The following is a 26660-nucleotide window of genomic DNA, read 5'->3' on the forward strand; positions in this document are numbered from 1 at the left end:
GGCGGGTCAGCCCGGTAGGTGGGCGCGCAGGAACGCGGCCACATCCTCGATCTCCTCGCTGGTGATGCCGTGCCCCAGGCCCGGGTAGACGACCTCCGTGGTCGTGGTGTGCCGGGGGAGCCAGTCGCTCGTGCGGGCGAAGGTGGCCTCGGAGATGATCTGGTCGCGGTCGCCGCGGCCGAAGAAGACCGGTGGGGCGATCGCCGCGAGCGCGTCGTCGCCGGCGACGACGTCATCCGCGGTGAACCCGGAGAGCACCACGCCTGCGAAGAACCGCTCGGGGCGGCTGCGCAGGAGGTGGGTGACCATGAGGCCGCCCTGGGAGAAACCGAGCAGGGCGACCGGGGTCGAGGCCGGGACGGCGTCGTCGAGCCAGGCGAGGATCGCGTCGGCGGCGTCCTGGGTCGCGGCCGGGTCGGGCCGGCCGGGGTCGGCGATCGGCACCCAGGCGTAGCCCATGCCGGCGGGCAGCGGCGCCCGGACGGAGACGGTGGCTAGCTCCGCGGGCAGGTGCGGCGTGAGGCCCAGCAGGTCGGACTCGTGCGAGCCGTAGCCGTGCATGAGGAGCAGCAGGGGAGTCTCGGATCGGGGATCGCCGGACCAGATGGCGGCGTCTGCGGAGAGTGTGGTCATCCCAGAACCTTACGATGCGGCTCAGACCTCGGCCGACGCGGTGATGAGCGCGAGGAGGGCCTGGGCATAGGCGTTCGCGGGCTCGGCGTCCGTGAACTCCCGGGGTGTGTCGCCGAGGAGGATCTCGACGGTGTATCGCCACTCCTCGCGAGCCCAGGCGTCGGCCGGACGGCCGGAGTCGAGCCTGCGCAGCGCGCGGAAGGTGCCCGAGAGGAGGGCGCGCAGCTGTTCCTCTGACGGCAGCCACAGCGTCTGGTCGATGCTGACCGAGTCGAGCGCCCACTCGGTTGTGCCGTTGAACCGCAGGATCGTCTCGTCGGGGTAGGTGTGCACCTCGATCGTCAGCTCGCTGACTGTGAAGACCGCGGCCTCGAGCTCTTCGGCCTGGATGGAGAACTGGTCCCCGGCTGCCGGGTGCCAGAGGAGCCCGGAGAGGGCAAGTGAGCGTGCAAGGTCGTGGGAGATCATCACACCAGTGTCGGGGGATGGTGGTCTGTGCGCATGTGGGGGCATCCGCGGCGGCCGGTAGATAGACAGCCTGTCTAGTTAGACGTACTATCTAGTCATGACTGAACACGGCGTGAGCGAACAGGTCTGGCCGGGTGAGTGGCTGCGCGGGGTGCTGGGAGTCTGCGTGCTCGGCATCCTCGAGGCGGGACCGACCTACGGCTACGCGATCGCCGCGGCGCTCGCCGACGGGGGGCTCGGAACCATCAAAGGTGGGACGCTCTACCCCTTGCTCGGACGGTTCGAGGAGGCGGGGCTGGTCACCGTCGAGTGGAGGGCCGGCGACGGGGGACCGGGGCGCAAGTACTTCGCGCTCACCCCCGCCGGGGTGGCAGAGCTCGCCCGGCAGTCCGCCCAGTGGCACGCGTTCACTGCCATCACGCGATCCTTCGTCGAAAGCCACAGCGTCACATCCCACACCAACCCAGAAGAGAGCCCCTCATGACCACATCCAGCCTGACGAAGAAGTGGCGGGACGCCTTCGTCATCGAGCTGCGCCTGCGGGGCGCGGACGGCAAGCAGATCGGCGACGAGCTGGCCCAGGTGGAGTCCCACTGTCTTGATGCGGGCGTCCTGGTCGACGAGGCGTTCGGTGAGCCGGTCGCCTACGCGAGGTCGGTCGTCATCTCGCGGGGCGGTGAGTCGGGGATGCTGAACGCGCGATACGTCCGGTGGCTGGTTCTGCGGACTCTCGCGCAGGTGGTCGGACTCATGTCCCTCCTCAATGTCGTCCCGGCCGTGCGGAAGAGCGGCGAGGTGACGTTCACCGGGGTGGATGTCGTCCTGGTGCTCGTGCTCACCGTGCTCGTCGTCGTGCTCGTGGCCAGGAGCGAAGCGGTGCTGCGCTTCGTCGCGCAGGGCTCGGTCCTCACGGTGGGTTTCTCGTTCGCCGTGCTCACCGGGCTCCTGGTTCTCGTCGGACTGATCCCCTCGGTGTTCAGCGTCACTGTTCCCACGCTTCCGGCGGCGCTGATCGGCGCCGCACTGCTCGTGCTGCCCTCGCTGGTCCGATGGCCCCCCGGGGTCGATGACGACGCCATCGTCGAGCCGCTGGCCGAGGATCAGCCGCCGCCCTCGCGGAGGGGGTCGGCTGCCGCGCTGCAGTGGTTCGTCCCGGCGGTCGGAGTCGTTCTGTGCGCGGTCCGGTGGCTTGTGCCGTAGTGACGCGGCGGCTTGCTTCCCGCACCCCTTGCCGCCACCGTGACAACCGCGGAAAATGGTAGGTTGCAGGCAGTGGCGACCTCGACTGGCGACCTGAAGGGACGATCTACGGTGAGTGACTGCGGTTACGGTGACTTCGAGTTCGAACGGCGCTTCTTCGTCGATCAGCTCCCCCCGGCCGCGCTCACCGAGCCCGACCCGATGCTCATCATCCAGAGCTACTACCTCGCTGCCCAGGGATACGCCATGCGCCTGCGCGTGCAGTCGAGCACGGTGCTGCTGCCCCTGGACGGGACCGAGGACGACCTGGCGATCATGTCCGACTACGCCTCGGAGTTCGAGTTCTGCGCCGTGACGATCAAGGGCCCCATGAACGGCGGCACCCGCTACGAGGCCGAGCGCGAGATCGACGTCAGCGTCGGCCTCGACATGATCCGCCTCGGCGGGGCGCGCATCATCAAGAACCGCTACGCGATGTGGCTCGACGGCGACGGCTGGGTCGTCGACGTCTTCGGCGGGAGCAACCGGCCGCTGATCATCGCCGAGTGCGAGCGCGGTGGCCCGGTGACGGACCTGACGATCCCCAACTTCTGCGTGACCGAGGTGACCGAGGACCGCCGGTTCTCCAACGAGTCCCTCTCCCAGAACCCCTACGGCACCTGGGCCGCGGACTATGCGACCGAACTCGCGGTGCAGGGGCCCCGCTTCCTTCAGGGCTTCGGGCACAACACGATGGGTACCGAGGCTCCCTAGCCGGTCGGCTGTGCCGCGTACCCGACCGGCTGGGCTAGCGAGAGCGCAGCGCCTTGGTCAGCGGCCCGGACAGGAACAGCAGGAAGAGCCAGAACATCCCGACGTCCGGGACGACGATGCTGAGCACGAGGGCGACAAGCAGCACCGCGATCGCGATGCCCGCGCCCCGGGCGTCGATCTGGCCGCGCACCTCCGGTCGCTGGAGATCCGGGCTGCGGACGGCGAGCACCTCGATGAGGGCCAGACTGGCGGTCGTCACGATCATCGTCCCGATGTAGAGGGCGTTCACGGCCGGGTCGTCGGTGCCGACGTCAGCGAGCAGCTGCGTGGTGAACGGGATGAAGACGATGCTCGCCAACCAGAGGAAGTTGATCCGCAGCATCGTCGGCGAGTAGTCCCGCAGGTGCTCGAACACCCGGTGGTGACCCGTCCAGAAGTTCGCGATGACGACGAAACTGATCGCAAAGGCGAGGAAGGTTCCCTGCCCGTCGTCGAGCAGTTCGCGGACAGAGCGGTCCTTGCCGTCTGCGACGAGGTCGACGAGCGGCAGGACGAGCAGGGTGATGGCGATGGCGACCGACGCGTCGGTGAAGTTCACGAGCCGGTCAAGACCGCGGGGCGTGCGAGATTTCGCCATGGCGCCTCCCTGGTTCCCCACTCTAGGGAGTGGCGCCAGGTCGGGCGCGGGGAGGTGGCGCTATGGGCGCGGGGTCAGCGGCCGTCCACCCTCGGAGTCGAGGTGCGCCGACATCCGGACGAGGAAGTCTGCGACGTCGCGACGTGAGGGCTCCGGGACGCCCGCGGCGATCTCGCGCATGGCCGCGTGCATGCGTTCGAGGCGGTCCCGGATCTCGTTGTGGGCGTGGTCGGTCGCGGTGATGACGAGGGCGCGCCGGTCCGTGGGGTGCGGGTGGCGCTCCAGGTGCCCAGAGGCGGTGAGCCGGTCGAGCAGCTTGGTCGTCGAGGCGGTCGAGATGGCCAGCGCGGCGCTCAGGTCGCGTGGAGTGACGAGCTGGTGGCTCGACTCGGCCGCGATGACGATCTGCAGCGCCTGCATGTCTGACTCGTTCATGTCCATGTCGGCGCTCATCCTGCGGCGCATGTCCTGGTCGCTGCGCCGGAACTTCCTCACCGCGTGCAGGATCGCGACGACCGGGTCATGGTCGTCATACCAGTAGCCATGCTGCTCGCCCGTTGCTGAGGTCTCATCCACAGCCATATGCTACCTTGACTATTAACTAGCCAAACTAGCAATCTTGCGGTGAGTGTTCACCCGGCCACCAGGAGGTCCTCGATGCCACCCATCTCCGACCCTGACCACGTCGTGCTCCTCGACGACGACGGGGCTCCGATCGGCACGGCTCCGCGCGGGACCGTGCACTCCACATCCACCCCGCTGCACCTCGCCTTCTCCTGCTACCTGCTCCGCGGGCACGGAGAGGTCCTCGTCACCCGCCGCGCGCTCACCAAGCGCACCTGGCCGGGAGTCTGGACCAACTCCTTCTGCGGTCACCCCCGCAGCGGGGAGTCCCTGCCCGACGCCGTTGCGCGGCACGCGCGCCACGAGCTCGGTCTCGCGGTCGGCGAGCTTGAGATCGCCCTGCCGGACTTCCGCTACCGAGCGGTCGACGCCTCCGGCATCGTGGAGAACGAGATCTGCCCGGTGCTTCTCGCCACGACGGACGAGGACCCGGTGCCCAACCCCGATGAGGTCATGGACCTGGCCTGGGTCGACATGGAGGACCTCGGACGCTCGATCACCGCGACGCCGTGGGCCTTCAGCCCGTGGATGGTCCTCCAGCTCGAGCAGCTCGGCCGGATCGACCTCACGAGGCGTCCGTCATGAGCAGTCAGACCCAACCCCAGCTGCACCCGCGGGAGCGGCTCACCCGGCGACCCGGCTCCGCGACGACCACGACCGTACCCACCACCGTCGAGGCGGTCCTCGAAGACTTCTTCCGCTCGGCCCTCGACCGGTCGCGACCCTACGGCTCCGACTACACCGAGCTCTGGCGCAGCCTGCACCAGGCATCTCAGGGCGGCAAACGCTTCCGTCCCACGCTGCTCACGGGCATCCACCGCCACCTCGGTGGGACCGACGACCGCCTCGCCTGCACGGTGGCGGCGGCCGTCGAGCTCCTGCACACCGCCTTCGTCGTGCACGACGACGTCATCGACCACGACGACGTGCGCCGGGGGCGCCTCAACGTCTCGGGGACCTTCGCGCACGGCCTGCGGTCAGCGGGCGGCGACGACGCCAGGGCGGCCACCCTCGGCGCGGCAGCGGGCATCCTCGCCGGCGACCTCGCCCTCTCCGGCGCCCACCGCCTTGTCGCCTCGAGCGCGGCGGCGCCGAGCATCCGCGAGGACCTGCTGGGCCTCTTCGACCACGCGATCTACGCGACTGCGGCCGGTGAGCTCTCAGACGTGCGGTTCTCGCTCGGCCCGGTCGAGGCGACCCTGGCCGAGGTCGTCATCATGGCCGCGAACAAGACCGCTGTGTACTCTTTCGAGCTCCCGCTCCAGGCGGGAGCCCTGCTCGCCGGGGCCGACCGCCGCACGGTCGAGGGGCTGAGCCGTGTCGGCCGCCTCGTGGGCATCGCCTTCCAGCTGCACGACGACCTCGACGGCGTGTTCGGGGACGAGCAGGTGACCGGCAAGAGCGTGCTTACCGACCTGCGCGAAGGCAAGGTCACCCCGCTCGTGGCCCACGCTCGCGGCACCGAGCAGTGGCCGCGCGTCGAGCGCCACCTCGGCGCGCCGGGCCTCACCTACGACCAGCTGCACGACGTCCGCTGGGCCCTTGAAGCATCCGGATCGCGGGGCTTCATCGAAGCCCTCGCAGCCGAGCATCTCGCCTCGGCTCGGGACCTGGCCGCCGAGATCGACCTGCCGCCGGAGGCGCTCGCCTGGCTCGAGTCGATGACCCGCTCGCTGCCGTGGAGGTCAGCATGACCGCGGCTCCGCTGCGGACGTCGCTGAGCGACGCGCGCTACGACGCGGTCGCCCAGGCGAGCGCGGCCGCCGTCATCCGCGGGTACTCGACGTCCTTCGGGTGGGCGTGCCGGTTGCTCGGGCGACCGGTCCGTGGGCATGTCCGCAACATCTATGCGCTCGTGCGGCTCGCGGACGAGATCGTCGACGGCCCAGTGAGCGCTGACGATCCCGGCCGCGGACGTGTGCTGCTCGACGAGCTCGAACGGGAGACCGCCGACGCCGTCATCACCGGCTACAGCACGAACCTCGTCGTGCACGCCTACGCGCTCACCGCCCGGCGCTTCGCACTGCGCCCGGATCTCATGACGGCGTTCTTCGCCTCCATGCGGATGGACCTGTCGACCTCGGTACACACACCAGCATCGCTGGCCACGTACATCTACGGCTCGGCCGAGGTGGTCGGGCTGGCCTGCCTGCAGGTCTTCCTCGGAGCCGATGGGCGCGAGGACTACGACAAGCTCGCACCGGGTGCCCGGCGCCTAGGTGCCGCCTTCCAGAAGATCAACTTCCTCCGGGACCTGGCCACGGACCACATCGCCCTGGGACGCTCGTACTTCCCCGGGATCGACTCCGCCCGGCTGACCGACGGCGAGCGTGACCTGCTTGTCGACGACATCCGAGTGGATCTCGTCGCGGCCGGCGACGCGCTGGCGCTGCTGCCCACCAACAGCCGCACCGCCGTCGCCGCCGCGCACGGGCTCTTCGCCGAGCTCACCGCTCGCATCGCCGCGACGCCCGCCGAGGAGCTGGTCCGGACGCGGGTGCGCGTCCCTGGCCCGGTCAAGGCGCGCATCCTCGCCCGCGCCCTCGCGACCGGCGGACGCCCGTGAGCCGCGTCGTCGTCATCGGCGGCGGCATCGCGGGGCTCGCCACGGCCGCGCTGCTCGCGCGGGACGGTCACCGGGTCGAACTCGTCGAGAAGAACGCCGCGCTCGGCGGCCGCGCGGGGTCCTGGGAACGGGACGGCTTCCGCTTCGACACCGGCCCGTCGTGGTACCTCATGCCCGAGGTCTTCGACCACTTCTTCCGGCTCCTGGGGACGAGCGCCGCGGCCGAGCTCGACCTCACCCTCCTCGACCCCGGGTACCGGGTGTTCGTCGAGGACGGCGGCGCCCCGCTCGACATCGCCGCCGACCTGGAGCGGAACGTCGCGATCTTCGAGGGCGTCGAGGAGGGGGCGGGGGAGAGGCTCCGCACCTACCTCGCGTCGGCGAGGTCAACCTACGACCTCGCCAAGGAGCGATTCCTCTACTCCACGTTCCAGTCGATGACCACCCTCCTGCGCGCCGACGTGCTGCGGCACGCGGGCCGGCTCGTGTCGCTCCTGCTGCGCCCGCTCGACAGCTTCGTCGCGCGGTCCTTCTCCCACCCCACGCTGCGTCAGGTGCTCGGCTATCCGGCGGTGTTCCTCGGGTCCTCCCCGGACCGCGCGCCGAGCATGTACCACCTCATGAGCCACCTCGACCTGGCCGACGGCGTGCTCTACCCCCAGGGCGGCTTCACGACGATCATCGCCGCGATCGAGCGGCTCGCCCGCGCCGAGGGGGTGACCATCCGCACCGACACGACGGTGACCCAGATCCGCACCGAGCCGGTGACCGGTCGCCGCCGAGGTCGCCGCCCGCGCGCGGTGGTGCGCGGCGTCGTCGTGCGTGGGGCGGACGGGTGGGGCCAGACCATCGACGCGGACGTCGTCGTGTCCGCGGCTGACCTGCACCACACCGAGACCGTCCTGCTGCCTGAGGCGCTCCAGACCTACCCGCAGCGTTGGTGGGACCGCCGGGATCCGGGCCCCGGCGCTGTCCTCGTCGAGCTGGGCGTCGAGGGCGCGCTGCCTGAGCTCGCCCACCACTCGCTGTTCTTTGCGACCGACTGGCAGGGGAACTTCGACGCGATCTTCGGTGACGCCCCCCACGTGCCCGACCCGGCCTCGATCTACGTGTGCAAGCCCTCCCAGACCGACCCGGGCGTCGCGCCCGCGGGGTCGGAGAACCTCTTTGTCCTCGTCCCCGTGCCCGCGGACCCAGCGATCGGGCGCGGCGGCACCGACGGATCCGGTGACCCCGACGTCGAGAAGGTCGCCGACGCCGCGATCGCGCAGGTCGCTGCGTGGGCCGCCGTCCCTGACCTGGCCGAGCGCGTCGTCGTGCGCCGCACCGTCGGCCCGGGTGACTTCGTGGTCGACGTCAACGCCTGGTCCGGGGGAGCGCTCGGCCCCGCGCACACCCTGCGCCAGAGCGCCTTCCTGCGCGGACGCAACGCCTCGGCGCGGGTGGACGGTCTGCTTTACGCGGGGAGCAGCACGATCCCGGGGATCGGCCTGCCCATGTGCCTCATCAGCGCCGAGCTTGTGGTCAAGCGGCTGCGCTCGGACACGACGACCACGGCGCTGGCGGAGCCGCTGTGACCGGCTGGGAGTACCTCGGTGCGCTGGCCGTGTCCTTCGCCTGCATGGTCGCCGTTGACTACCGGTGGCGGGTCTTCTGGTGGGCGGACCGCCGTCGTGCGGTCATCGTCATGGCAGTGGGCATCGCGCTGTTCCTCGTGTGGGACGCGGCGGGGATCCTCACCGGGTCCTTCGAACGGGGGGAGAGCTCGGGAATGACCGGGATCGAGCTGACCCCCGACTTCCCGCTCGAGGAGCTCGTGTTCATCACGTTCCTGTGCCACCTGACGATGGTGCTCGTTATGCTCGCCGGGCGCCTGCTCGACGCCGTGCATCCAGCGGACAGTGAGGACGCGCCATGAGCTACGGCCAGCTCAACCTCGTCATGCTCGGTGTCGTCGCGATCGCCGCGGGGATCCTCGCCGTCCGCGCCCGGGTGGGCGCACGGTGGTGGCTCCAGGTGGCGCTTGCCTGGGTCGTGCTCACGGTGCTGACCGTCGTCTTCGACTCGATCATGATCGCCGCGGACCTCTTCCGCTTCGACGAGGACAAGCTCACCGGAGTGACCCTGTGGCTCGCCCCCGTCGAAGATCTCGCCTGGCCCCTGGCCGCCGCCCTATTGCTGCCAGCGGTGTGGGCCTGGTTGGGCACGAGGGCGCACGCCCGCACCGAGCTTGAGAGGCAGCGATGACTCAGACCCTCCCGGTGCCCCCAGCCCACCCCGTCGCCGCGGTTCTCGCCTCCTCGCGGCCGATCAGCTGGATCAACACCGCCTACCCCTTCGCAGCCGCCTACCTCATGAGCGGCGGCCAGGTGGGGGCGACGTTCATCGTCCTGACGGTGTTCTTCCTCGTGCCCTACAACCTCCTCATGTATGGCATCAACGACGTCTTCGACTACGAGTCCGACCTGCGCAACCCGCGCAAGGGCGGGGTGGAGGGGGTGGTGCTCGACCGCGGCCTGCACCGGCTCACCCTGTGGTCGGCCGTGCTCGCCGCGCTGCCCTTCCTCGTCTTCGCCGTCGTCGTGGCGCTGACATCGGTTGATGTGAACCCGCTCGCCTGTCTGGCGTCGCTGGCCGTCAGCGTCGCCGCGGTCATCGCCTACTCCGCTCCCGGCCTGCGCTTCAAGGAACGCCCGGTCCTCGACTCCCTCACGTCGAGCACGCACTTCGTCAGCCCGGCCGTCGTCGGGCTCGCCTACGCCGGAGCGAGCCCGAGCGCAGCGGTCTGGGTGACGCTCGCGGCGTTCTTCCTCTGGGGGGTCGCCTCCCAGGCCTTCGGCGCCGTCCAGGACATCGTGGCCGACCGGTCGGGTGGGATCGCCTCGATCGCGACTGCCTTCGGGGCGGCCCGGACCGTGCGCTTCGCGATAGCTTGCTATCTCGCCTCGGCCCTGCTCATGCTCGGCGCAGGCTGGCCCGGCGCGCTCGCGGCGGTCATCCCGCTCGTCTACCTCGTCAACATCGCGGGCTACCGCTCGCTCGTCGACGCGGACTGCGAACGCTCCAACGCCGGCTGGCGCCGGTTCCTCTGGCTCAACATCGTCAGCGGGTTTCTCATCACCCAGTTGCTCATCTGGATCGCACTCCGGTAGACCTAGGCCATGCCTCCTGCCACGACCGCGCTCGTCGTCCTCGACCTCGTCGGCGTGCTGGCCTTTGCGGTCAACGGCGCGATGACCGCGATCCGGACTGCGCGGCTGGACATCGTGGGCGTCATCACCCTCGGCACGATCACCGCCCTGGGCGGCGGGTTCATCCGCGACATCTTTCTCGACGACCTGCCTCCGGCGACGTTCAGGGACTGGCGCTATCTCGCCGTCGCGGCCCTCGGCGCCTTCATCGCCTTCCTGCTCAGCAAGCGCCTGGAACGCCTCGCCCGGCCGATCAACGTGCTCGACGCCGCAGGCCTGAGCCTCTTCGCCGTCACCGGGACGCTCAAGGGTCTTGAGGCCGGGTTGGGGGTGGCGCAGTCGATCATCCTGGGCGGCGTCACCGCAGTCGGTGGCGGAACGCTGCGTGACGTCTTGCTCCGGGAGATCCCGGCGATCCTGTACAGCGGGCTCTACCTGATCCCGGCCCTCGTGGCGGCCGGGATCACGGCGATCGTCTTCTCCGCCGGGCTGCATCCGCTGCCATGGACGGTTGTCGCCGCGGTGATGTGCTTCACCATCCGGATGATCGGGGTGCGCTATGACCTCAACGCACCGCGGCCGCGATTGTGAACCTCCTGGACCGGATCTCCGGCTGATGGCCGCGCCTGGACGTGCAGTAGCGTCCGGGCCCGCCCTTCGGATCAAGGACAATGGACCCATGGCGAAGCTGTATTTCCGGTACGGGGCGATGAACAGCGGCAAGAGCACGGCTCTGCTGCAGGCCGCCTACAACTATGAAGAGCGTGGGCACCAGGTGCTCCTCGCGAAGCCGGGGATCGACACGAAGGCGGGGCGCGCGATCCATTCGCGCCTCGGCGTCGACCGCGGGGTCGACGTCATGATCGGCGAGCAGGCCGACGTCTACCTGCTCATCCAGCGCCAGCGCGACGAGATCCAGCTGCGGACCGGGCGCGACGTGAGCTGTGTGCTGATCGACGAGTCCCAGTTCCTCTCCGCGCAGCAGGTCAACGACCTGCTGCGGGTCGCGACCCTCGATCAGATCCCGGTCATCTGCTACGGCATCCGCACAGACTTCCTCACGGCTGCCTTTCCCGGCAGCCGCCGGTTGCTCGAGATCGCCCACAGCCTCGAAGAGCTCAAGACGATCTGCCGCTGCGGACGCAAGGCGATCTTCAACGCCCGGTCCGTGGGCGGCGTCTTCGTCTTCGACGGTGACCAGGTCGCGATCGACGGCATGCAGGTGAGCTACGAGTCGCTCTGCGCGGCCTGCTACCTGCGCGAGAGCGGCGGAGTGCTCGCGCGATAGCAGGCGCCGGGCCTTAGGTCCCGCCTCCTGACGCCTCTGACGGTCGATCCTGGGAGGAGCGACTCATCGGGGAGTCGTCCGAGGAGGAGGAACCATGAAGGTCAGTGTGGCGGTCGCGAGCAAGCACGGCTCGACGCAGGAGATCGGCGAGGTGATCGCAGCCGAGCTCACTGCTCAGGGGCACGAGCCCCAGCTTCATGACATGGCGACCGCGAGCATCCTCGACCTCGACGACTCCGAGGCGATCGTGCTGGGCAGCGCCGTGTACTTCGGCAAGTGGATGATGGCTGCCTCGGTCTTCGCCCAGGACCTCAGCTCCCGCGTCGAGGGCCGTCCCGTATGGCTCTTCTCGACCGGCCCGGTCGGCGAACCGCTCAAGCCCGCCGACGCCGAGATCGACGTCGACGAGCAGATCAGGTTCACCGGGGCCAGCGAGCACAAGGTGTTCGCCGGTCGGGTCGACAAGAGCGGCCTCCGGCTGGGCGAACGCTCGGTCGTCCTCGCCCTACGAGTGCAGGACGGCGACTACCGGGACTGGGACGAGGTCCGCGGGTGGGCCCGGTCCATCGCCGAGGAGCTCACCGCGACGGCCCAGACCGTCACGGTGTAGAACCGGTCACCACCGCGCGTGCACGTGCGGGCGCACGGCAGAGTCGTAGATCTCGGCGAACCGTGCGCTCTGCTCCGCAGTCAACGGGGGCAGGTCCGCCGCGGCCGCGTTCGACCGGGCCTGGGCGGCATTGCGCGCACCGGGGATGACCGTGGTCACCCCCGTCTGGTCGAGGATCCAGCGCAGCGCGAGCTGAGACGTGGTCACCTGCGACCCGTCGCGGTCGAGCGCGCCGTCGCCCACCAGGGCTGAGATCTCGCGGGCCGCGGCGACGCCGACGTCGAAGGGCACCCCTGCGAACGTCTCGCCGACGTCGAAGGACTCACCGTTCCGGTTGAAGGTCCGGTGATCGTTGGCGGCGAAGGTCGTGTGCTCGTCGTACTTGCCGGACAGCAGCCCGCTGGCCAGCGGCACGCGCGCGATGATGGCGACGCCGGCCTCGACCGCGGCCGGGAGCACTTCCTCGAGGGGCTTTTGGCGGAAGGCGTTGAGGATGATCTGTACGCTGGCCACGCCCGGCCGGGCGATCGCCGTCAGCGCCTCCTCGCAGGTCTCCACCGACACCCCGTAGGAGCCGATCCGACCCTCGGCGACCAGAGTGTCCAGGGCGTCGTAGGTCGTGTCTGCGGAGAAGACCGCGGTCGGCGGGCAGTGCAGCTGGACGAGGTCGAGGGTGTCCACGCCGATGTTCTCCCGAGACCGGTCCGTCCAGGCCCGGAACGCGTCGAGGGTGTACGCGGCCGCCTCATGCGGGTCGGCGCGGCGGCCCATCTTCGTGGCGACGCGGAGGTCGCCCGGCAGGTCGGAGCGACCGGCGAGGAAAGCGCCGATGAGACGCTCGCTGCGCCCGTCGCCGTAGACGTCGGCGGTGTCGAGGAAGGTGACGCCGGCATCGAGGGCGGCGGCCAGGACGGCGTGGGCGCTGTCCTCGGTGACGTCGCCCCAGTCACCTCCGAGCTGCCAGCAGCCGAGGCTGACGGGGGAGAGGGCGAAGGGGAGACGGGCGGCGCTGCGGGGGTTCATAGACCCAGCCTAGGGGCTGGTTCAGGCGCTGTGGACCTCGGCGTCGTCGGCCTGGAGCTGGGCGAACTCCGCGTCGGTGTCCCACTCGCCGCTGCTCAGGCTCGGCATCATCGTCGCGAGCTCACGGCGCCAGCCGGTGAAGCGCTCGGGGAAGCAGCGCTCGAGCAGGTCGACCATGGCCGGGACCGCGGTCGAGGCACCCGGGGAAGCGCCGAGGAGGCCCGCGATGGTCCCGTCGGCCGAGGTCACAAGCTCGGTTCCGAACTCCAGGACGCCGCCCTTGACCGGGTGGCTCTTCATCACCTGGACGCGCTGGCCTGCGGTGATGAGCTCCCAGTCCTTAGGGTCCGCGGTCGGCATGAACTCGCGCAGCGTGCGGAACTTCGTCCACGAGGACTTGGTGACCTCGCTCATGAGGTAGCGGGTGAGGCCCCAGTTGTCCTTGGCCACGGTGAGCATCGTGACGATGTTCGACGGGCGGATGGACCGGAAGAGGTCGAGCAGGGAGCCCTGCTTGAGGAACTTCGTGGTGAAGCCCGCGTACGGGCCGAAGAGCAGCGAGGTCTCGCCGTCGACCACGCGGGTGTCCAGGTGCGGGACGGACATCGGCGGGGAGCCGACGTCGGCCTTGCCGTAGACCTTCGCTTGGTGCTGGGCGACGATCTCGGGGTTGGAGGTCTTGAGGAACTGGCCGCTGATCGGGAAGCCGCCGTAGCCCTTGATCTCGGGGATGCGGGCCTTCTGCAGCAGCGCCAGGGCGCCGCCGCCGGCGCCGATGAAGACGAAGCGGGCGTCGACGACGTGGCTGGGCTCGGACGCGTTCCAGCTCTTGTCGGCGACCTTGAGGCGCCAGGTGCCGTCGCGGCGCTGCTTGAGCGAGCGGACCTCGTGCTGCAGGTGCAGTTCGGCGCCGGAGGACACGAGGTAGTCGGTGAGCTTGCGGGTCAGTGAGCCGAAGTCGACGTCGGTGCCGGTGGTCGCGCGGGTGGCGGCGATCGGCTCGTCGCCCGAGCGCTCGGCCAGCAGCAGCGGTGCCCACTCGCCGATCACGGCCGGGTCGGTCGAGAACTCGAGGTCGCTGAACAGCGGGTGCGCGACGAGCGCGGCGTGGCGGCGGCGCAGGTAGTCGACGTTGTCGGCTCCGCGCACGAAGGTCATGTGCGGGGTGGAGGAGATGAAGCCCTCCGGCTCGGGCAGCAGGTCGGCGGTGACCAGGTGCTGCCAGAACTCGCGAGAGACCTGGAACTGCTCGTTGATCGCGACGGCCTTGGAGATGTCGATGCTGCCGTCGGGCTTCTGCGGCGTGTAGTTGAGCTCGCACAGCGCTGCGTGACCGGTCCCGGCGTTGTTCCAGGCGTTCGAGCTCTCCTGCGCGACGGCGTCGAGCCGCTCGTAGATCCGCACGGTCCAGGTGGGCTCAAGCAGTCGGATGATCGATCCGAGGGTCGCGCTCATGATGCCGCCGCCTACGAGGACGACATCGACTGGCTTGCTGAGGTGTGATTCGCGTTCTGCCACGCTTCCGATGGTAGGACTATTCATCCCCTGACTTACCCCGGAGTGACTAATATCACGAGCCGCTCCGGGGCGAAAGGACCGAAGGTCCTACGAGGTCCTACGTGGAGAAGGCGGCGCGCAGGGAAGCCGCCTCGCTCTCGATCGTGGCCGCGTCGACGAGGTCGCTCGCCTGGTCGGTGAGCACGTTCGCCCAGGTCGAGACGATCTTGTCGGCGTCGCCGCTCGTATAGAGGGAAGCCGTGAGGTCGGTGACCGCCTGGTTGTAGAGCGCCTTGAAGTCCGCGTCCGCGAGGAAACGGGTGGCGAGGATGTTGCTTCTGCCCATGGCGCCGCCCGGACCGCCGGCCCCTCCCGGACGCTCACCGGTAGGCGGCTCCATGCCCTCGGGCAGGTTGCCCCCGGGGAGCTCGACGCCGTCGGGCAGCTCGGGGCGCTCGCCCCCTGCCCCGCCGGGGCCGCCCTCGCCCATGCCCATTCCGCCGCCCGCCCCGCCGCCCATCCCCGTCGGCATCTGCCCGAACGCGAGGTTGAGGTCCCAGTTGACGACCGTGAAGGCGCCGGTCTTGGTGTCATAGCGCAGGTAGGAGTTGTTCCCGGGGCCGTCGATGTCATCGAAGTTGTCAACGAGGTCCTGCATCGCGAGGTACGTCGCGAAGGCGTCGACGTCGAGGTGGTCGGAAAGCTCGGCGGCGAAGGTCGCGTCGTCGGACTCGCTGATGAACTGCAGGAACTCGATCAACGGCTCGAGGTTGTCCTCGCCTGTCTCTTGGTCGAAGACGTCGACATAGGACTCGGGGTCGTCGCCGCGGTAGCTGTAGTCGCCGTCGGCCTCGGCCTTGTACAAGATTCCGTCGGTCCCAAACTCCGCGGCATCCCACGCGTCGTCGGGGTTCTCGATCGTCAGACGCAAGGTCTCGGCGCTGCCGTTGACCGAGAATCGCGTGGCGATCGCCTCCTGGGTGGCCAGGCTCGCGCGGTCGAGCAGCTCGAGGGCGACCGCCTCGTTGAGCGAGGTCTGGGTGCTCGAGGAGCGCACGACGAAGTCGGTCGAGCCGTCGAGGTCCTGGCCGTCGGTGAACTTGTCGAGGCGGATGAGCCACGGCAGGTCCTGCGGTTCGGAGTCGGTCGTGCTGACCGACCGGAGCGAAGAGTTGCCCTTGAGGCGTAGCCCGACGTTCGAGAACTTCTGCCCGTCGATCGTCACGGTCGCGGTGATCCAGTCCTTCTCGTCGCTGCTGACGAAGGTCTCGAGCATGGCCGCGTACTCGTCTTCGTCGACCTCGACGGAGATGGTGTGGACCGTGGAGGAGTCCCAGACGGTCCCCTCGGAGGCAGCCGCGGTGCGGACGGAGGAGTCGCCCCACTTCCCCGTCGAGGAGGTCCCCGTGCCCGTCGTCGCCGCGCTCGTCGCGTCCTTGGCGCAGGCCGCGAGTGACCCGAAGGCGAGCGAGGCCCCGAGGATGGTGGCTGTGACGCGGAACCAAGGGCGCGGGAGCCGGGCGGGTCCGCCCAGGTCCTGGCCGGCGTCGGGATTGCGTGGGGGAGTCATGGTGATCCTTCACGGGTAGGGGATGGGCAGGCTTCAGGACACCCTTCGCGCCTTGAGACCAGGTGTGGCGAGCCTGTGGATGCGCTGTGACCCGCGCGCGCCGCGTCCGCGCGGCCCGTCACCGGGCATCCATGTGATGTTCGCCTGGCGTTCTCCGCCGGTTCTTAAGCCATTCACAGCGAAGGCATAGCCGCACGCTCTAGACATAGGGCATCTGATCTAGCCGTACTGAGGAGCACCCATGCCGAACTTGTGGATCGTCGCGTTCGACCTCGCCGCCATCCTGGTCCTGACCTACGCCGTGTACTTCCGGCGCCACCGTCGCCGCGAGATGCTGCTGGCCTACATCGGACTCAACGTCGGGGTGCTCGCCGTCACGACCGTGCTCGCCACCTCGACCGTCGGCGCCGGGCTCGGACTGGGGCTCTTCGGTGTGCTCTCGATCATCCGCCTGAGGTCCTCCGAACTCGCCCAAGAGGAGGTCGCGTACTACTTCGCCGCGCTCGCCCTCGGCCTCATCGCCGGGCTGCAGCCCGATCCCGTGTGGGTCGCACCGGTCTTCAGCGCCGCGCTCGTCCTGGTCATGTTCCTCGTCGACTCCAACCCGCTGCACGCCCGCTACCGCCGCCAGGTCGTCACGCTGGACGCGGTCTACGCGAACGAGGCGGAGCTGACCGCTCGCCTGGAGGACCTCCTCGGCGGGCGGGTGCGCAACGTCATCGTCCAGGAGATCGACCTGGTGCGGGACCTGCAGCGGGTGGACGTGCGGTACGAGGTCGACGCCGCCGGGACCGCGACCGGCCGGGCTGGCCGGGGGGCTGTCGGCAAGGTGGTCGCCGCGGCACCGGATCTGGCCCAGCGTTTCGCTCGTTCCGAGCAGGTCGCGCCTGTCTCACAGCGTGAGGTGTCCGCGGGGGTGCGGTCGTGACGGCGGGGCTCGCTGCGACGTCGGGCATGCCGACGGTGCAGGGGACGGACGCCCTCGTGGCGGGCTTCACCCCGGTGACCCTGGACGAGATCCAGGAACGTGCCGACCTGCAGACCCGCGTGGACCGTAAGTACGTCGTCCCGGGCCATCTCTTCGCCGAGCTGCTCGAAGCGCACCCGGACCTGGGCGTGCTCGAGATCGCCGGACGCCGCCGCTTCGGCTACGAGTCGGTGTACTTCGACACCCCGGACCTGGTCTCCTACCGGGGCGCAGCGCACGGCCGCAGGCGCAGGTTCAAGGTCCGCACCCGCACCTACACCGACGCGGGAGACTGTGTCTTCGAGGTCAAGGTCAAGGGTGGACGCGGGGAGACGGTCAAGGAGCGCCTGCCCTACGGTCTCGGCGACGCCGAGACCATCACCCCCCAGGCGCGGGCCTTTGTCGCCGACGTCCTCCACGAGGCCCTGCCGGACGCGGAGGGCCTGGTCCGCTCGCTCAGCCCGACGCTCGTCACCATGTACGACCGGACGACCTTCGTGGACGCCGCCGCCGGCACCCGCCTGACCTGCGACACGACGCTGCGCTGCACCACGCCCGACGACGACGCGTCCGTCGCGCTGGACGATCAGGTACTGCTCGAGTCGAAGTCGCCGGGAGCTCCGACGGCCATCGACCGCTGGCTCTGGTCCCGCGGTCACCGCCCTGACCAGATCAGCAAGTACTGCGTGGGGCTGGCGGCCCTCGACGCCGAGCTCCCCTCCAACAAGTGGCACCGCACCCTGGTCCGGCACTTTGGCTGATCGTGTGGAGCTTGCCGTGACCTATTGATATTCGATCACTGTGCATCGATAATCGATGCATGAATCGAATGGTCACCGTGTTGCTCCGCGCGACGCTCCTCGTCCTTGTCCTCGGAGCGCTGTTGGCTCAGGTGCTCGTGCCGGTTCAAGCGGTCACCACGGGGCGGGAGTCTCCCGAGGTTGCGCACCTTGTCGTCCCATACTCCGTGGCGGCGATCTTGGCCATCGCGTGCGTCCAGGTGGCATTAGCCGCGGTCTGGGGGCTGCTGTCGATGGTCGATAGGGGCCAGATCTTCAGTGCGCGTGCGTTGGCGTGGGTGGACGCCATCATCGTGTGCGCGGGGGTTGTGGCGGTCCTGTCGGCCGTCGTCATGGTGCACCTGATCTTCATCGTGCAGATCGGAGGACCAGGTGACTTCCTCGGGCTCGCCGCCTGCGTCGCCGTCGGTACCGCGCTTGCTCTCCTCATGATTGTGATGCGCGGGCTGCTCCGGGCCGCGATCGCCGACCGAAGCGAACTCGCCGAGGTGATCTAGTGCCCATCATCGTCGACCTAGACGTCATGCTCGCCCGACGGAAGATGTCAGTGAGCGACTTCGCCGAAGCCGTCGGCATCACGCAGGCAAACGTCTCGGTCCTGAAGAACAACCGCGCGAAAGCCGTCCGCTTCTCAACTCTCGACGCGATCTGTCGAGTGCTCGAGTGCCAGCCGGGCGATGTTCTGCGGTGGATTCCGGACTCCCAGGAGTAGGCCGGATCTGCCGTCGGGCGTGGTGCGTCGTCGCGGTGCTGGTCGGTGCCGGTCCGGCGAATCGGCCGTAGCCGATTCAGGCGGCTTGGGTGCCCGGCTGGTCGCTGCCCGGTCGGTAGGTGCCGGCCTGGTAGCTGCCTGGGGCGCTGAAGTGCCAGCCAACTCCGTCGTGGGTCATGGCGATGTTGTCGCCGTCGACGCGGTGGTGGTGGTGACGGCACAGCAGTGCGCCGTTGGACGGCGTGGTCTCCCCTCCGTCGGCCCAGTGGCGGATGGCGTGGTGGATCTCGCAGACGTGGGGTGGGGCGTCGCAGTCGGGCCAGACGCAGTGTCGGTCGCGGGCGACGATGGCGCGGCGATGCTCTTTGGTGAAGGTGCGTTTCGTGCGGGAGATGTTGAGGATCTGGGAGTCGGGTCCGAAGATGATCCGGGTCACTTCCCCGTCGCAGGCGATGCGTCTCAGGACCGCGTCGGGGATGGGGCCGGTGCCGTCTTCCCAGGTCGCGTACCCGGCGCGCAGGCGCGCTTCGAGGGTCTGCGGGGTCCACGTCGGGGTGACCACAGGACCCGGGCCCCAGTGGCCACTGGCCTGGGACGCGGCGATCGCTTCGGCGAGGGACTGCTCCTGCGCGGGGCCGATGGTCTCGGCGGGGGCCGCGGCCGCAGTCCCAGGGCGCCCCGAGCACGTCGACGTGCCGTTCACGACACTGCTCTTGTCGCCGGCCTCACCGTCGCTTGCGTGGTCGCCGGTCGAGTGGTCGTAGAGCCGCTTGAACTCCTCCCACGTGATCATGACCGACAGGTGGGGGCGGACGTTGGCGCCTTTGCCGGCGATCCCGCCGTCCAGGACCAGGTGGGCCAGGTCGATGAGGGAACCGGCCTTACGCAGGTCCGCCGGACGCAGGTCATCGGCGGCAGGGACACCGGCGACAGCCCGGAGCGCGGCGTTGACGGTCTGGCCGTGCTCGGTGGTGACGAACCCGCTGATCTGCATCCCACCCAGAGTCGGAGAGATCTGCAGGAACTCCCGCTCGTCGGCGTCCTTGAACGCCTTGTCCTGCGCGGCTGGGTCGGCGACGACCGTGAACTCTTTGACGATCCGGTTGAACTGAGGGAACCCCCACACCCCGGCGTGGCCCAGGAGCATCTCCTCACCCGTGCACACCCGCCCCGGCGTGCCACCCGATCCAGGCACCTGGCCCAGGCCAGCCGCCTCACCCAGGTCAGCTGCATCGCCCGGTCCGGGGGTGTCACTGGTCACCGAACTGGCCAGCGCCACGCGCAGGGGCTCGGTCGTGGTGGTTTTGACCATCGTGGCCACGTGCTCACCGGTGATCAACCCGGCCCGGGCCGCGGCACCTGTGGCGGGCAGGTGATCGCGCACCGCAACCGCCGCCGCGACCGTCCGGGCCGCCAACGACCTCGACAACCCTTCAACCTTCGCCAGCCATGACCCGAAAGAGTGCATCGTGTCCGCCCGCCAGCACCCGTCGGCCTCCACCCGCCCCACGCACCCCAACCGCACTGCTTCCAACCGGCCCACCGCGTCATGGACCCGCCTCGACATCTCCGCAGCCACCGGCCCCGGCAGCGCCGTCAGGTCCACCGACGTCATTGCCTCGACCAGGGACTCCATCAGATCCAGCTGCCCGAACAGGCTGTCCGGGACCACGTCCAGGTCGGCGAGGGTGGGAGCGTCAAGCTCGCCGTCGACCGCGTCGACGGGTTCATCATCGACACGGCCATCAGCAACGAGCCGAGAATCGGTAGGCGAAGGAACCGAGAAGGCCGGGTCCGGTGAGGAAGGAACGCCCACGGAATCCGCAGGACCCATGCACAGACCGTCGTCTGCGGGGACCGCGCACGCGCAGACCTCCTCGCGCGACGCGCCCTTACCGGATGCCAGCTTGCCCGACGCAGGCACCTCCGAGACCGATTCCTCCGAGGCCGCATCCTCCGGCGCGGCCGGCCAGCCCGAACGGATCAGGTGCTCGAACGCCGCCTCGACGTGGTCCTCGACCAGCGTGGTCACCGGACCGGCCGCCACATCGGCCCACACGCCGGGAGCGCATTCAATGCGCTCAGGGGTAGGTGCGGGGCCGCGAGACAATAAATTCATTGACCCCATGACGCACCTCCCGCCCTGTCGAAAGCACCCGATTGCCTATCTGCCAATTCTATCGAAAGAACGTCTGTTCGGCAAGAGTTTGGGGTATTGAGTTGAGGTAATGCATCGAATGTATGGCTCGAACTTCAATGAGATTCATCTGCCTCGATCGTCACCTCGGTGGGTGACTTGTCCGGGCGCCAGCCGAGCCAGACGGGATGACGCAGTCGCCCGGCACCGGTCCACCCGGCGAAGCTCACCTCGCCGACGTGATCGGGGACTACCCAGTGTGCGTCGATGCGGTCGGCATCGGGGACGTCGTCAAGAGGGGCCGTGTCGTGCGGGATCAGGTCGAGCTCGCAACGGAGCCGGGTCAGGGTCTTGTCGGTAAATCCCGTGCCCACACGACCCGCATAGCGCAGCCGCGCTGACTGGCTGGGCGCGGCGTCGTCGGGCACGGAGATATGGGGCGTCGGATCGTCTGGAGGAGAATTGTCCGGCGGTGAGATCCCTGGCGCCTTCCTGTCGATATCAATGGGGATGATGGTGCCAGGCTGTGAATCTCGAGGCCGTGAATTGTGAGACGTCGAATTATCGGGCGGTAGATTGTTTGGAACCGCATCACCCGGAACCGCGACCAGGAGCGAGCCGAGCGTGGATGCCCGCGAACCCTTCCCGGTGCGCCACCCCACGACGACGACCTCCCGGGTCTGCACGTGCTTGACCTTGATCCAGGCAGGGGAGCGTCGCCCCGGCCGGTACGTGCTCGACCGCCGCTTCGCGACCACGCCCTCGAGCCCGAGGGCGAGGCTTGCCTCGATCGCGGCCCGCGCCCCCGAGGTGAAGGCCGGAGGCAGGTGCACCCGCCCGTGCTCGTCGAGCACCTCCTCGAGTGCGCGACGTCGCGCGTCGTAACCAAGCGTCGTCATCCGTCGCGAGCCACGGTGCAGCAGGTCGAAGGCCATGAAGTCGACGGGTTGCTCAGCCCGGGCGGCGGCCACCTCTGCTTCCCGCGTGAGATTCATCCGGTTCTGCAGCAGGCCGAAGTCCGGCCGTCCCGACCGGTTGAGCGCGACGATCTCGCCGTCGAGCAGCACGTCCTCACCCACGCACCCGGACAGCTCGGCGAGTTCGGGGTAGGTGGCGGTCAGGTCGATGCCGTTGCGGCTCGTGAGGCGGACGATCCCACCGGTCACGCTTGCGAGGGCCCGGATGCCGTCCCACTTCATCTCGAAGGCCCAGGCCTCGGAGTCCTCGAGGCGTTCGAGGTCGGCGAAGGTCCCTGGGGTGGCGAGCATCGGCTCGGGCGGTCGGGCCGGGAGGGCGGTCGGCTCGTCCGCGAGCGCCGCAGGAGTGTCCCGAGTGCCAGCTCCGCCAAGACCAAGACCCTGCACCCCGCCCCGCGACACCCCACGCCCACCCATCCGATGGATCAACCACGAGTTCTCCGAACGTCCACGCCCCCCGTGCCCGGTATGGATCAGCGCCAGCCGCCGAGACCCACGGTCCACCCCGCCCACCCCGGAGCTGTGCACCACGACGATGATCTCCTCGCCCTCGCGCCACTTCTCCACCTCGTAGGTCCCCGCGTCCCAGATGCTCACCGTGCCGGCGCCGTACTCCCCGCGCGGGATAGTCCCAGAGAAGTTCGCGTACTCCAGGGGATGGTCCTCGGTCTGGACTGCGAGGTGGTTCGTCGAGGGGTCGACTGGTTCTCCCTTGGGCAGCGCCCAGCTCACTAGGACACCGTCCCGCTCGAGCCGGAAGTCGAAGTGGTGACCGCGGGCGTGGTGGTCCTGGATGACAAAGATCGGCGCCTCGGAACCGCCAGCTATCGCCGGCTCGTCCGCAGACGGCACCGGCTCTGGCGTCCGCCCCGGATCCCGCCGCGACCGGTACACCGCGAGCCGGTCCGCCCCCTGCTCGAAGGTCGCCAGCCGCCCCGGCGTTGGCTCGAGCCCAGCCCGCCCGCCGGCCAACAACCCGGCCAGCAGGTCGCCGTCGTGCATGAAGCGCGAGACGACCTCGTCCGCCTCGAGGTGCGCGAGCCCCGGGTCGTCGAGCTCGGCCCACGTGCGTGGGGCCGCGACCGTGGGGCGCTCCCGCCCGCGCAGGGAGTACGGCGTGATCGTCGTCTTGTTCCGGTTGTTCTGCGACCAGTCGACGAGCACCTTCCCCACCCGCAGCGACTTCTTCATCTCCGAGACCACGAGGTCCCCGTGATCTGCCTCGAGCGCCCGCGCCAGTTCGTGGGCGACGGCGCTCGCCGCCTCCCAGCTCTGCGTCCCGTCGAGCGTGGCGTACAGGTGGATCCCCTTCGACCCGCTCGTGACGGGGAAGAGGTCCATGCCCATCTCGGTCAGGATCGTCCGGGCCCACCGCGCGACCTCCGCGCACTCGGCGAGACCGGTCCCCGGCCCCGGGTCGAGGTCGAGGACCAACCGGTCCGGGAAGTGCTGCGCCCCCGTCCGCCCGAAGCGCCACTGCGGCACGTGGATCTCCAACGCGCCGATCTGCCCGAGCCACGTGAGCGTGGCCAGGTCGTCGACCAGCGGATACGTGTTCACGTGGTCGGAGTGCTGGATCTCGCGGCGGTGCACCCAGGCCGGGGCGGAGTCCTCGAGGTTCTTCTGGAAGAACACCGGCCCGCCCGTGCCGTGCACCCACCGCTTGCGCGTCGCCGGGCGGTGCGCCGCGTGCACGACCAGCGGGCCGGCGACCGCCGCGAAATAGGCGAGCACCTCCGCCTTCGTGGTTCCGGTCTGCGGATAGACCACCCTGGCGAGGTTCGTGAGCGTGACCGAGTGACCGTCGATCGTCACGATCTCCCGGGCACTGTCCGTGGGCATGGCCGCCTCCATCGGTACCGAATCAAGCCAGGTCTCCATCATCTGGGCAGGTGCGCGGCGCGGCATCCGCGGCGATGATGGAGGCATGCGCGCCATCTGGAAGGGTGCAGTGACCTTTGGCCTCGTCAACGTGCCGGTCAAGCTCTACAGCGCGACCGAGGACCACGACGTCGGCCTGCACCAGGTGCATGACGGTGATGGCGGCCGGATCCGCTATCAGCGCCGGTGCGAGGTATGCGGTGAGGTTATCGACTACGCCCACATCGCCAAGGCCTACGACGACGGCGAGCGCACCGTCGTGCTCACCGCGGAGGACCTTGCCGCACTGCCGGTCGAGCGCAGCCGGGAGATCGACGTCGTCGAGTTCGTGCCCCGGGAGCAGATCGACCCGATCATGTACGAGAGCGCCTACTATCTCGAGCCGGACTCGACCTCGACCAAGGCCTATGAGCTCCTGGTGCGCACCCTCGAGGCGAGCGACCGGGTGGCGGTCGTCAACTTCTCCCTCCGCCAGCGCTCGCGGCTCGGCGTGCTGCGGGTACGCGGTGACGTGCTGACCCTGCAGGGGCTGCGCTGGGACGACGAGGTACGCCAGCCCGCCTTCCCGGCGTTGGAGGAGAAGGTCACGATCAGTGACCGGGAGCTGAAGATGGCGGCCGCGCTCGTGAAGGGCTTCGAGAGCGACTTCATGCCCGGGAAGTTCACCGACGACTACCAGGCCCAGCTCACGGTGCTCATCCAGGCGAAGCTCGAGGAGGGCGACGCCCTCGACACCGCGGCCACCTTCGGCGAGCGTCCGCCCGACACCCGTGGCGGCGACGCCGAGGTCGTCGACCTCATGGAGGTTCTGCGGCGCAGCGTCGAGAAGTCACGACGGCACGCGTAGGATCAGGGCGCTGACAACTCACCGGAGTTGTGACTTTTCTCTGGGGGATACTCCGTGGCGGTCCAGACCAAGATCATCCTGCTCGACGACGTCGACGGTGGCCCCGCGACCGAGAGCATCGTCTTCGGTCTGGACGGGATCACGTACGAGATCGACCTCAACGACGACCATGGCGCTCAGCTGCGAGCTGTCCTCGAGAGGCTGGTCGGTAGCGCGCGTCGGGTGAGCGATCTCGGATCGTCCGCCACCTTCACCCGAGTCGTCACCGACTACGACCCGCGTGCCCTGCGGGCGTGGGCCTCTGCCCACCAGATCACAGTGCCCGCCCGCGGGCGGATCCCCGCGGACGTGGTCGCCCAATACCGCGCCGCCGGCAACTGATGAGGGCGTTCGGCGTCCGGCTGTGGGCCGGCCTGCGGGCGCTCTGGACGCGCCTGGGCGGGCTCCCGGTCCCTCCGCGATGGGTCCGCTACACCCTCGTCGGGCTCGTCGTCGTCCTGGCTTGCGCGGTCTACGGTGTCACGACCGCCTCCGTCCGGGCCAGCCTCGGCCCGCACAACGCGACATATGAGGTGACCACCAACTCGGTCATCACGGTCGACCTCGGCCCGCTCGGGACCGTCCAGCTCGAGTCGCCGCTCCCGGCGAGCCTCGGGGCCACGGTCCGGATCGAGGAGATCCCTGACGACCTGACCTCCGTCGACTCCGCGACGACGCTCAACGCCTTGGCCTCCGACGTCCAGAGCTACCTGCAGTTCTTCTCCGGACCCTCCGCGACGATCTCCTACATCGCCAAGGCCCTCATCCAGGATGCCGGGCGCCGGGCGGGCGCCGCACTGGGAGTAGTCGTGCTGATCAGCGCCGTGGGCTACCTGGCCCTCGGTTCTGCCCGACGTCGCGAGCTCGGAGTGCCGCTCGCGCGCGGCACGTGGGCGATCACCGCGGGCGTCGCGATCGTGGCTCTGGTCGGGGGCACCGTGGTGACCAACCGGGCGACGACCAGCCTCTACGAGGTCGGCGCGCAGGCATCCTCGGTCTTCGACGGGACCGCGCTCGAGGGAGCGCGGATCACCGGTCGTCTCTCGGGGGTCATCGAGACCTATGGTGGACAGCTCGTCGGCGTCTACCGCGACAACGAGAACTTCTACGCGGGGGCGAACAGCAAGCTCACCGAGGCGTGGCAGCTGCGCGCCGAGGAAGATCTCGCCGCCGCCGACCTGCTCGTGGAGAACGCGGCGTCGGACTCACCGGAGCGGGCCGGGTCCGGGGACGACTCCGCAGCGACCGACGGTTCCGCAGCGACGACGGATCCCGGCGAGCAGGGCTCGACCACTGACGACACCGCCAGCCCGAGCGAGGACGAGTCTTCGCAGGAGAAGGCCGCCGAGATCGACGAGAAGGACATCGTCACCCTGCTCATGGTCTCCGACCTGCATTGCAACACCGGCATGAGCCCGCTGATCAAGAACCTCGCCACGCTGTCCGGGGCGAAGGTCGTGCTCAATGGCGGCGACTCCACGATCAACGGGACCGCGGTCGAGCGGTTCTGCGTCGACTCCTTCGCCGGCGCGGTGCCCAAGGGCGCCACGATGGTCCAGTCGGACGGCAACCACGACAGCTCGATCACGTCCGGGCAGGCGCGCGATGCCGGGGTGACGGTTCTGGACGGCAAGGTCGTCGAGGTCGAGGGCATCCGGATCCTCGGCGACTCTGACCCCAACGAGACCCGCATCGGCCAGGGCTCGACGTCGGTCACGGGAGAGACATACACCCAGGCCGGGGAGCGGCTGCGGGACGTCGCCTGCGAGGCGAAGGATCCCGTGGATCTGCTGCTCATCCACACCCCCGCGGTCGGTGACCCGGTGCTGGCCTCCGGGTGTGTCCCGATCCAGCTCTCCGGGCACAAGCACGTGCGGATCGGCCCGCAGGTCGTGGGTCAGGGCATCCGTTACGTGAGCTCGACGACCGCCGGCGCGGTCGAGGGCGCCGCGACGATCGGCCCGCTCAACGGGGTGGCCCAGATGACGGTGTTCCGCTTCGACACCGAGCGCCGGGTCATGCTCGACTACCGGGTCGTCGCGGTCTACCCGGACGGGAGCGTCGAGGTCGGCGCGCCGATGACCTTCCCGCTGGTCCCCACGGTCGTCGAGTCGCTCACAGGTCAGGCACCGGAGACGGTCACGGACACGCCCGCGGACACCCCCGTGGACACGGACACGCCCAGCACCGACCCGGCCGGGCCGTGACGGACGGGTAGCCGGTCCGGCAGGTCGAACGTG

At 69.4% G+C, this 26660-nt stretch carries 29 protein-coding genes; 20 read left to right on the top strand and 9 right to left on the bottom strand.

Annotated features, from left to right (window positions below; translation table 11 throughout):
* Window positions 1–6: 6 nt before the first annotated feature.
* On the bottom strand, window positions 7–633 hold the full coding sequence (locus BLQ50_RS12255; RefSeq protein ID WP_093184049.1) for an alpha/beta hydrolase: 627 nt from the start codon (window positions 631–633) through the stop codon (window positions 7–9).
* A gap of 21 nt (window positions 634–654) precedes the next feature.
* Window positions 655–1101 carry a pilus assembly protein CpaE gene (locus tag BLQ50_RS12260; protein WP_093184051.1) on the bottom strand — a complete coding sequence of 149 codons (447 nt, stop codon included), beginning with the start codon at window positions 1099–1101 and terminating at the stop codon, window positions 655–657.
* A 97-nt stretch (window positions 1102–1198) separates the two neighbouring features.
* On the opposite strand from BLQ50_RS12260, the gene BLQ50_RS12265 reads away from it, so the two are divergent.
* The 3 genes from BLQ50_RS12265 to BLQ50_RS12275 all read left to right on the top strand — a co-directional run bounded on the left by BLQ50_RS12265 (window position 1199) and on the right by BLQ50_RS12275 (window position 3054).
* Window positions 1199–1585 carry a PadR family transcriptional regulator gene (locus tag BLQ50_RS12265; RefSeq protein WP_093184052.1) on the top strand — a complete coding sequence of 129 codons (387 nt, stop codon included), beginning with the start codon at window positions 1199–1201 and terminating at the stop codon, window positions 1583–1585.
* Window positions 1582–2301 carry a hypothetical protein gene (locus tag BLQ50_RS12270; protein ID WP_093184054.1) on the top strand — a complete coding sequence of 240 codons (720 nt, stop codon included), beginning with the start codon at window positions 1582–1584 and terminating at the stop codon, window positions 2299–2301. Before BLQ50_RS12265 ends, BLQ50_RS12270 begins: the two co-directional genes overlap by 4 nt.
* Window positions 2302–2412: 111 nt before the next feature.
* Complete coding sequence (locus BLQ50_RS12275; protein WP_093184055.1) at window positions 2413–3054, top strand: CYTH domain-containing protein; 642 nt, start codon at window positions 2413–2415, stop codon at window positions 3052–3054.
* A 34-nt stretch (window positions 3055–3088) separates the two neighbouring features.
* Here the strand turns inward: BLQ50_RS12275 and BLQ50_RS12280 are convergent, their stop codons facing one another.
* Both BLQ50_RS12280 and BLQ50_RS12285 read right to left on the bottom strand, forming a co-directional pair.
* Window positions 3089–3691, bottom strand: coding sequence for a TMEM175 family protein (locus BLQ50_RS12280; protein WP_093184057.1), 603 nt, complete (start codon window positions 3689–3691; stop codon window positions 3089–3091).
* Window positions 3692–3751: 60 nt separating this feature from the next.
* Window positions 3752–4273, bottom strand: coding sequence for a MarR family winged helix-turn-helix transcriptional regulator (locus BLQ50_RS12285; RefSeq protein WP_093184058.1), 522 nt, complete (start codon window positions 4271–4273; stop codon window positions 3752–3754).
* A gap of 75 nt (window positions 4274–4348) precedes the next feature.
* On the opposite strand from BLQ50_RS12285, the gene idi reads away from it, so the two are divergent.
* From idi to BLQ50_RS12335, 10 genes are all read left to right on the top strand, one after another.
* Entirely contained in the window at window positions 4349–4900 is a 552-nt protein-coding gene (gene idi, locus BLQ50_RS12290; protein WP_093184060.1) for an isopentenyl-diphosphate Delta-isomerase, read from the top strand.
* Window positions 4897–6009 (top strand): polyprenyl synthetase family protein, encoded by a 1113-nt coding sequence (locus tag BLQ50_RS12295; protein ID WP_093184062.1) that lies wholly within the window; start codon window positions 4897–4899, stop codon window positions 6007–6009. The genes idi and BLQ50_RS12295 overlap by 4 nt, the downstream gene beginning before the upstream one ends.
* On the top strand, window positions 6006–6881 hold the full coding sequence (locus BLQ50_RS12300) for a phytoene/squalene synthase family protein (protein ID WP_093184063.1): 876 nt from the start codon (window positions 6006–6008) through the stop codon (window positions 6879–6881). Before BLQ50_RS12295 ends, BLQ50_RS12300 begins: the two co-directional genes overlap by 4 nt.
* Entirely contained in the window at window positions 6878–8458 is a 1581-nt protein-coding gene (crtI, locus tag BLQ50_RS12305) for a phytoene desaturase family protein (RefSeq protein ID WP_093184065.1), read from the top strand. Before BLQ50_RS12300 ends, crtI begins: the two co-directional genes overlap by 4 nt.
* The gene (locus BLQ50_RS12310; protein ID WP_093184067.1) at window positions 8455–8799 is read left to right on the top strand and encodes a lycopene cyclase domain-containing protein; all 345 of its coding nucleotides are present in this window, start codon (window positions 8455–8457) and stop codon (window positions 8797–8799) included. The genes crtI and BLQ50_RS12310 overlap by 4 nt, the downstream gene beginning before the upstream one ends.
* A complete protein-coding gene (locus BLQ50_RS12315) occupies window positions 8796–9128 on the top strand; it encodes a lycopene cyclase domain-containing protein (protein ID WP_093184068.1) in 333 nt (110 codons plus the stop codon). Before BLQ50_RS12310 ends, BLQ50_RS12315 begins: the two co-directional genes overlap by 4 nt.
* On the top strand, window positions 9125–10033 hold the full coding sequence (locus BLQ50_RS12320) for a prenyltransferase (protein ID WP_093184070.1): 909 nt from the start codon (window positions 9125–9127) through the stop codon (window positions 10031–10033). Before BLQ50_RS12315 ends, BLQ50_RS12320 begins: the two co-directional genes overlap by 4 nt.
* 9 nt (window positions 10034–10042) lie before the next feature.
* Entirely contained in the window at window positions 10043–10663 is a 621-nt protein-coding gene (locus BLQ50_RS12325; RefSeq protein ID WP_093184072.1) for a trimeric intracellular cation channel family protein, read from the top strand.
* 88 nt (window positions 10664–10751) lie between these two features.
* Entirely contained in the window at window positions 10752–11360 is a 609-nt protein-coding gene (locus tag BLQ50_RS12330) for a thymidine kinase (protein ID WP_093184074.1), read from the top strand.
* A 94-nt stretch (window positions 11361–11454) separates the two neighbouring features.
* A complete protein-coding gene (locus BLQ50_RS12335; RefSeq protein WP_093184075.1) occupies window positions 11455–11970 on the top strand; it encodes a flavodoxin domain-containing protein in 516 nt (171 codons plus the stop codon).
* 6 nt (window positions 11971–11976) lie between these two features.
* On the opposite strand, the gene BLQ50_RS12340 is transcribed toward BLQ50_RS12335, so the two are convergent.
* The 3 genes from BLQ50_RS12340 to BLQ50_RS12350 form a co-directional block, all read right to left on the bottom strand.
* Window positions 11977–12993, bottom strand: a complete 1017-nt coding sequence (locus BLQ50_RS12340; protein ID WP_093184077.1) for an aldo/keto reductase — start codon at window positions 12991–12993, stop codon at window positions 11977–11979.
* 21 nt (window positions 12994–13014) lie between these two features.
* On the bottom strand, window positions 13015–14535 hold the full coding sequence (mqo, locus tag BLQ50_RS12345) for a malate dehydrogenase (quinone) (protein WP_093184078.1): 1521 nt from the start codon (window positions 14533–14535) through the stop codon (window positions 13015–13017).
* 73 nt (window positions 14536–14608) lie between these two features.
* The gene (locus BLQ50_RS12350) at window positions 14609–16060 is read right to left on the bottom strand and encodes a CotH kinase family protein (RefSeq protein ID WP_093184080.1); all 1452 of its coding nucleotides are present in this window, start codon (window positions 16058–16060) and stop codon (window positions 14609–14611) included.
* Window positions 16061–16301: 241 nt separating this feature from the next.
* On the opposite strand from BLQ50_RS12350, the gene BLQ50_RS12355 reads away from it, so the two are divergent.
* The 4 genes from BLQ50_RS12355 to BLQ50_RS12370 are packed head-to-tail and all read left to right on the top strand — an operon-like array spanning window position 16302 to window position 18539.
* Window positions 16302–16988 carry a DUF4956 domain-containing protein gene (locus tag BLQ50_RS12355; protein ID WP_093184081.1) on the top strand — a complete coding sequence of 229 codons (687 nt, stop codon included), beginning with the start codon at window positions 16302–16304 and terminating at the stop codon, window positions 16986–16988.
* On the top strand, window positions 16985–17788 hold the full coding sequence (locus BLQ50_RS12360) for a polyphosphate polymerase domain-containing protein (RefSeq protein ID WP_245701171.1): 804 nt from the start codon (window positions 16985–16987) through the stop codon (window positions 17786–17788). Before BLQ50_RS12355 ends, BLQ50_RS12360 begins: the two co-directional genes overlap by 4 nt.
* A 59-nt stretch (window positions 17789–17847) precedes the next feature.
* On the top strand, window positions 17848–18324 hold the full coding sequence (locus tag BLQ50_RS12365; protein WP_093184083.1) for a DUF2975 domain-containing protein: 477 nt from the start codon (window positions 17848–17850) through the stop codon (window positions 18322–18324).
* Window positions 18324–18539 carry a helix-turn-helix domain-containing protein gene (locus tag BLQ50_RS12370; RefSeq protein WP_093184085.1) on the top strand — a complete coding sequence of 72 codons (216 nt, stop codon included), beginning with the start codon at window positions 18324–18326 and terminating at the stop codon, window positions 18537–18539. The genes BLQ50_RS12365 and BLQ50_RS12370 overlap by 1 nt, the downstream gene beginning before the upstream one ends.
* 76 nt (window positions 18540–18615) lie before the next feature.
* Here the strand turns inward: BLQ50_RS12370 and BLQ50_RS12375 are convergent, their stop codons facing one another.
* A complete protein-coding gene (locus tag BLQ50_RS12375; RefSeq protein ID WP_139185816.1) occupies window positions 18616–20598 on the bottom strand; it encodes an HNH endonuclease signature motif containing protein in 1983 nt (660 codons plus the stop codon).
* 194 nt (window positions 20599–20792) lie between these two features.
* Window positions 20793–23495, bottom strand: coding sequence for a non-homologous end-joining DNA ligase (gene ligD / locus BLQ50_RS12380; RefSeq protein WP_245701172.1), 2703 nt, complete (start codon window positions 23493–23495; stop codon window positions 20793–20795).
* Window positions 23496–23580: 85 nt separating this feature from the next.
* On the opposite strand from ligD, the gene ku reads away from it, so the two are divergent.
* Genes ku through BLQ50_RS12395 form a run of 3 tightly spaced genes read left to right on the top strand, consistent with a single transcriptional unit; the run spans window position 23581 to window position 26627 of the window.
* A complete protein-coding gene (ku, locus tag BLQ50_RS12385; RefSeq protein WP_093184089.1) occupies window positions 23581–24381 on the top strand; it encodes a non-homologous end joining protein Ku in 801 nt (266 codons plus the stop codon).
* Window positions 24382–24435: 54 nt separating this feature from the next.
* Entirely contained in the window at window positions 24436–24762 is a 327-nt protein-coding gene (locus BLQ50_RS12390) for a histone-like nucleoid-structuring protein Lsr2 (RefSeq protein WP_217629168.1), read from the top strand.
* The gene (locus tag BLQ50_RS12395; RefSeq protein ID WP_093184091.1) at window positions 24762–26627 is read left to right on the top strand and encodes a metallophosphoesterase family protein; all 1866 of its coding nucleotides are present in this window, start codon (window positions 24762–24764) and stop codon (window positions 26625–26627) included. The genes BLQ50_RS12390 and BLQ50_RS12395 overlap by 1 nt, the downstream gene beginning before the upstream one ends.
* Window positions 26628–26660: the final 33 nt, after the last annotated feature.

It is taken from the genome of Sanguibacter gelidistatuariae (genome assembly GCF_900096585.1).
In the GTDB taxonomy this organism is placed as follows: Bacteria; Actinomycetota; Actinomycetes; order Actinomycetales; family Cellulomonadaceae; genus Sanguibacter; species Sanguibacter gelidistatuariae.

Bases quoted from the DNA above. Each gene is read 5' to 3' on its own strand.
- BLQ50_RS12255 (WP_093184049.1), bottom strand. From the start codon at position 633: ATGACCACACTCTCCGCAGACGCCGCCATCTGGTCCGGCGATCCCCGA.
- BLQ50_RS12260 (WP_093184051.1), bottom strand. From the start codon at position 1,101: ATGATCTCCCACGACCTTGCACGCTCACTTGCCCTCTCCGGGCTCCTC.
- BLQ50_RS12265 (WP_093184052.1), top strand. From the start codon at position 1,199: ATGACTGAACACGGCGTGAGCGAACAGGTCTGGCCGGGTGAGTGGCTG.
- BLQ50_RS12270 (WP_093184054.1), top strand. From the start codon at position 1,582: ATGACCACATCCAGCCTGACGAAGAAGTGGCGGGACGCCTTCGTCATC.
- BLQ50_RS12280 (WP_093184057.1), bottom strand. From the start codon at position 3,691: ATGGCGAAATCTCGCACGCCCCGCGGTCTTGACCGGCTCGTGAACTTC.
- BLQ50_RS12285 (WP_093184058.1), bottom strand. From the start codon at position 4,273: ATGGCTGTGGATGAGACCTCAGCAACGGGCGAGCAGCATGGCTACTGG.
- idi (WP_093184060.1), top strand. From the start codon at position 4,349: ATGCCACCCATCTCCGACCCTGACCACGTCGTGCTCCTCGACGACGAC.
- BLQ50_RS12295 (WP_093184062.1), top strand. From the start codon at position 4,897: ATGAGCAGTCAGACCCAACCCCAGCTGCACCCGCGGGAGCGGCTCACC.
- BLQ50_RS12300 (WP_093184063.1), top strand. From the start codon at position 6,006: ATGACCGCGGCTCCGCTGCGGACGTCGCTGAGCGACGCGCGCTACGAC.
- BLQ50_RS12315 (WP_093184068.1), top strand. From the start codon at position 8,796: ATGAGCTACGGCCAGCTCAACCTCGTCATGCTCGGTGTCGTCGCGATC.
- BLQ50_RS12320 (WP_093184070.1), top strand. From the start codon at position 9,125: ATGACTCAGACCCTCCCGGTGCCCCCAGCCCACCCCGTCGCCGCGGTT.
- BLQ50_RS12325 (WP_093184072.1), top strand. From the start codon at position 10,043: ATGCCTCCTGCCACGACCGCGCTCGTCGTCCTCGACCTCGTCGGCGTG.
- BLQ50_RS12330 (WP_093184074.1), top strand. From the start codon at position 10,752: ATGGCGAAGCTGTATTTCCGGTACGGGGCGATGAACAGCGGCAAGAGC.
- BLQ50_RS12335 (WP_093184075.1), top strand. From the start codon at position 11,455: ATGAAGGTCAGTGTGGCGGTCGCGAGCAAGCACGGCTCGACGCAGGAG.
- BLQ50_RS12340 (WP_093184077.1), bottom strand. From the start codon at position 12,993: ATGAACCCCCGCAGCGCCGCCCGTCTCCCCTTCGCCCTCTCCCCCGTC.
- mqo (WP_093184078.1), bottom strand. From the start codon at position 14,535: ATGAATAGTCCTACCATCGGAAGCGTGGCAGAACGCGAATCACACCTC.
- BLQ50_RS12350 (WP_093184080.1), bottom strand. From the start codon at position 16,060: ATGACTCCCCCACGCAATCCCGACGCCGGCCAGGACCTGGGCGGACCC.
- BLQ50_RS12355 (WP_093184081.1), top strand. From the start codon at position 16,302: ATGCCGAACTTGTGGATCGTCGCGTTCGACCTCGCCGCCATCCTGGTC.
- BLQ50_RS12365 (WP_093184083.1), top strand. From the start codon at position 17,848: ATGAATCGAATGGTCACCGTGTTGCTCCGCGCGACGCTCCTCGTCCTT.
- ligD (WP_245701172.1), bottom strand. From the start codon at position 23,495: ATGCCCACGGACAGTGCCCGGGAGATCGTGACGATCGACGGTCACTCG.
- ku (WP_093184089.1), top strand. From the start codon at position 23,581: ATGCGCGCCATCTGGAAGGGTGCAGTGACCTTTGGCCTCGTCAACGTG.
- BLQ50_RS12395 (WP_093184091.1), top strand. From the start codon at position 24,762: ATGAGGGCGTTCGGCGTCCGGCTGTGGGCCGGCCTGCGGGCGCTCTGG.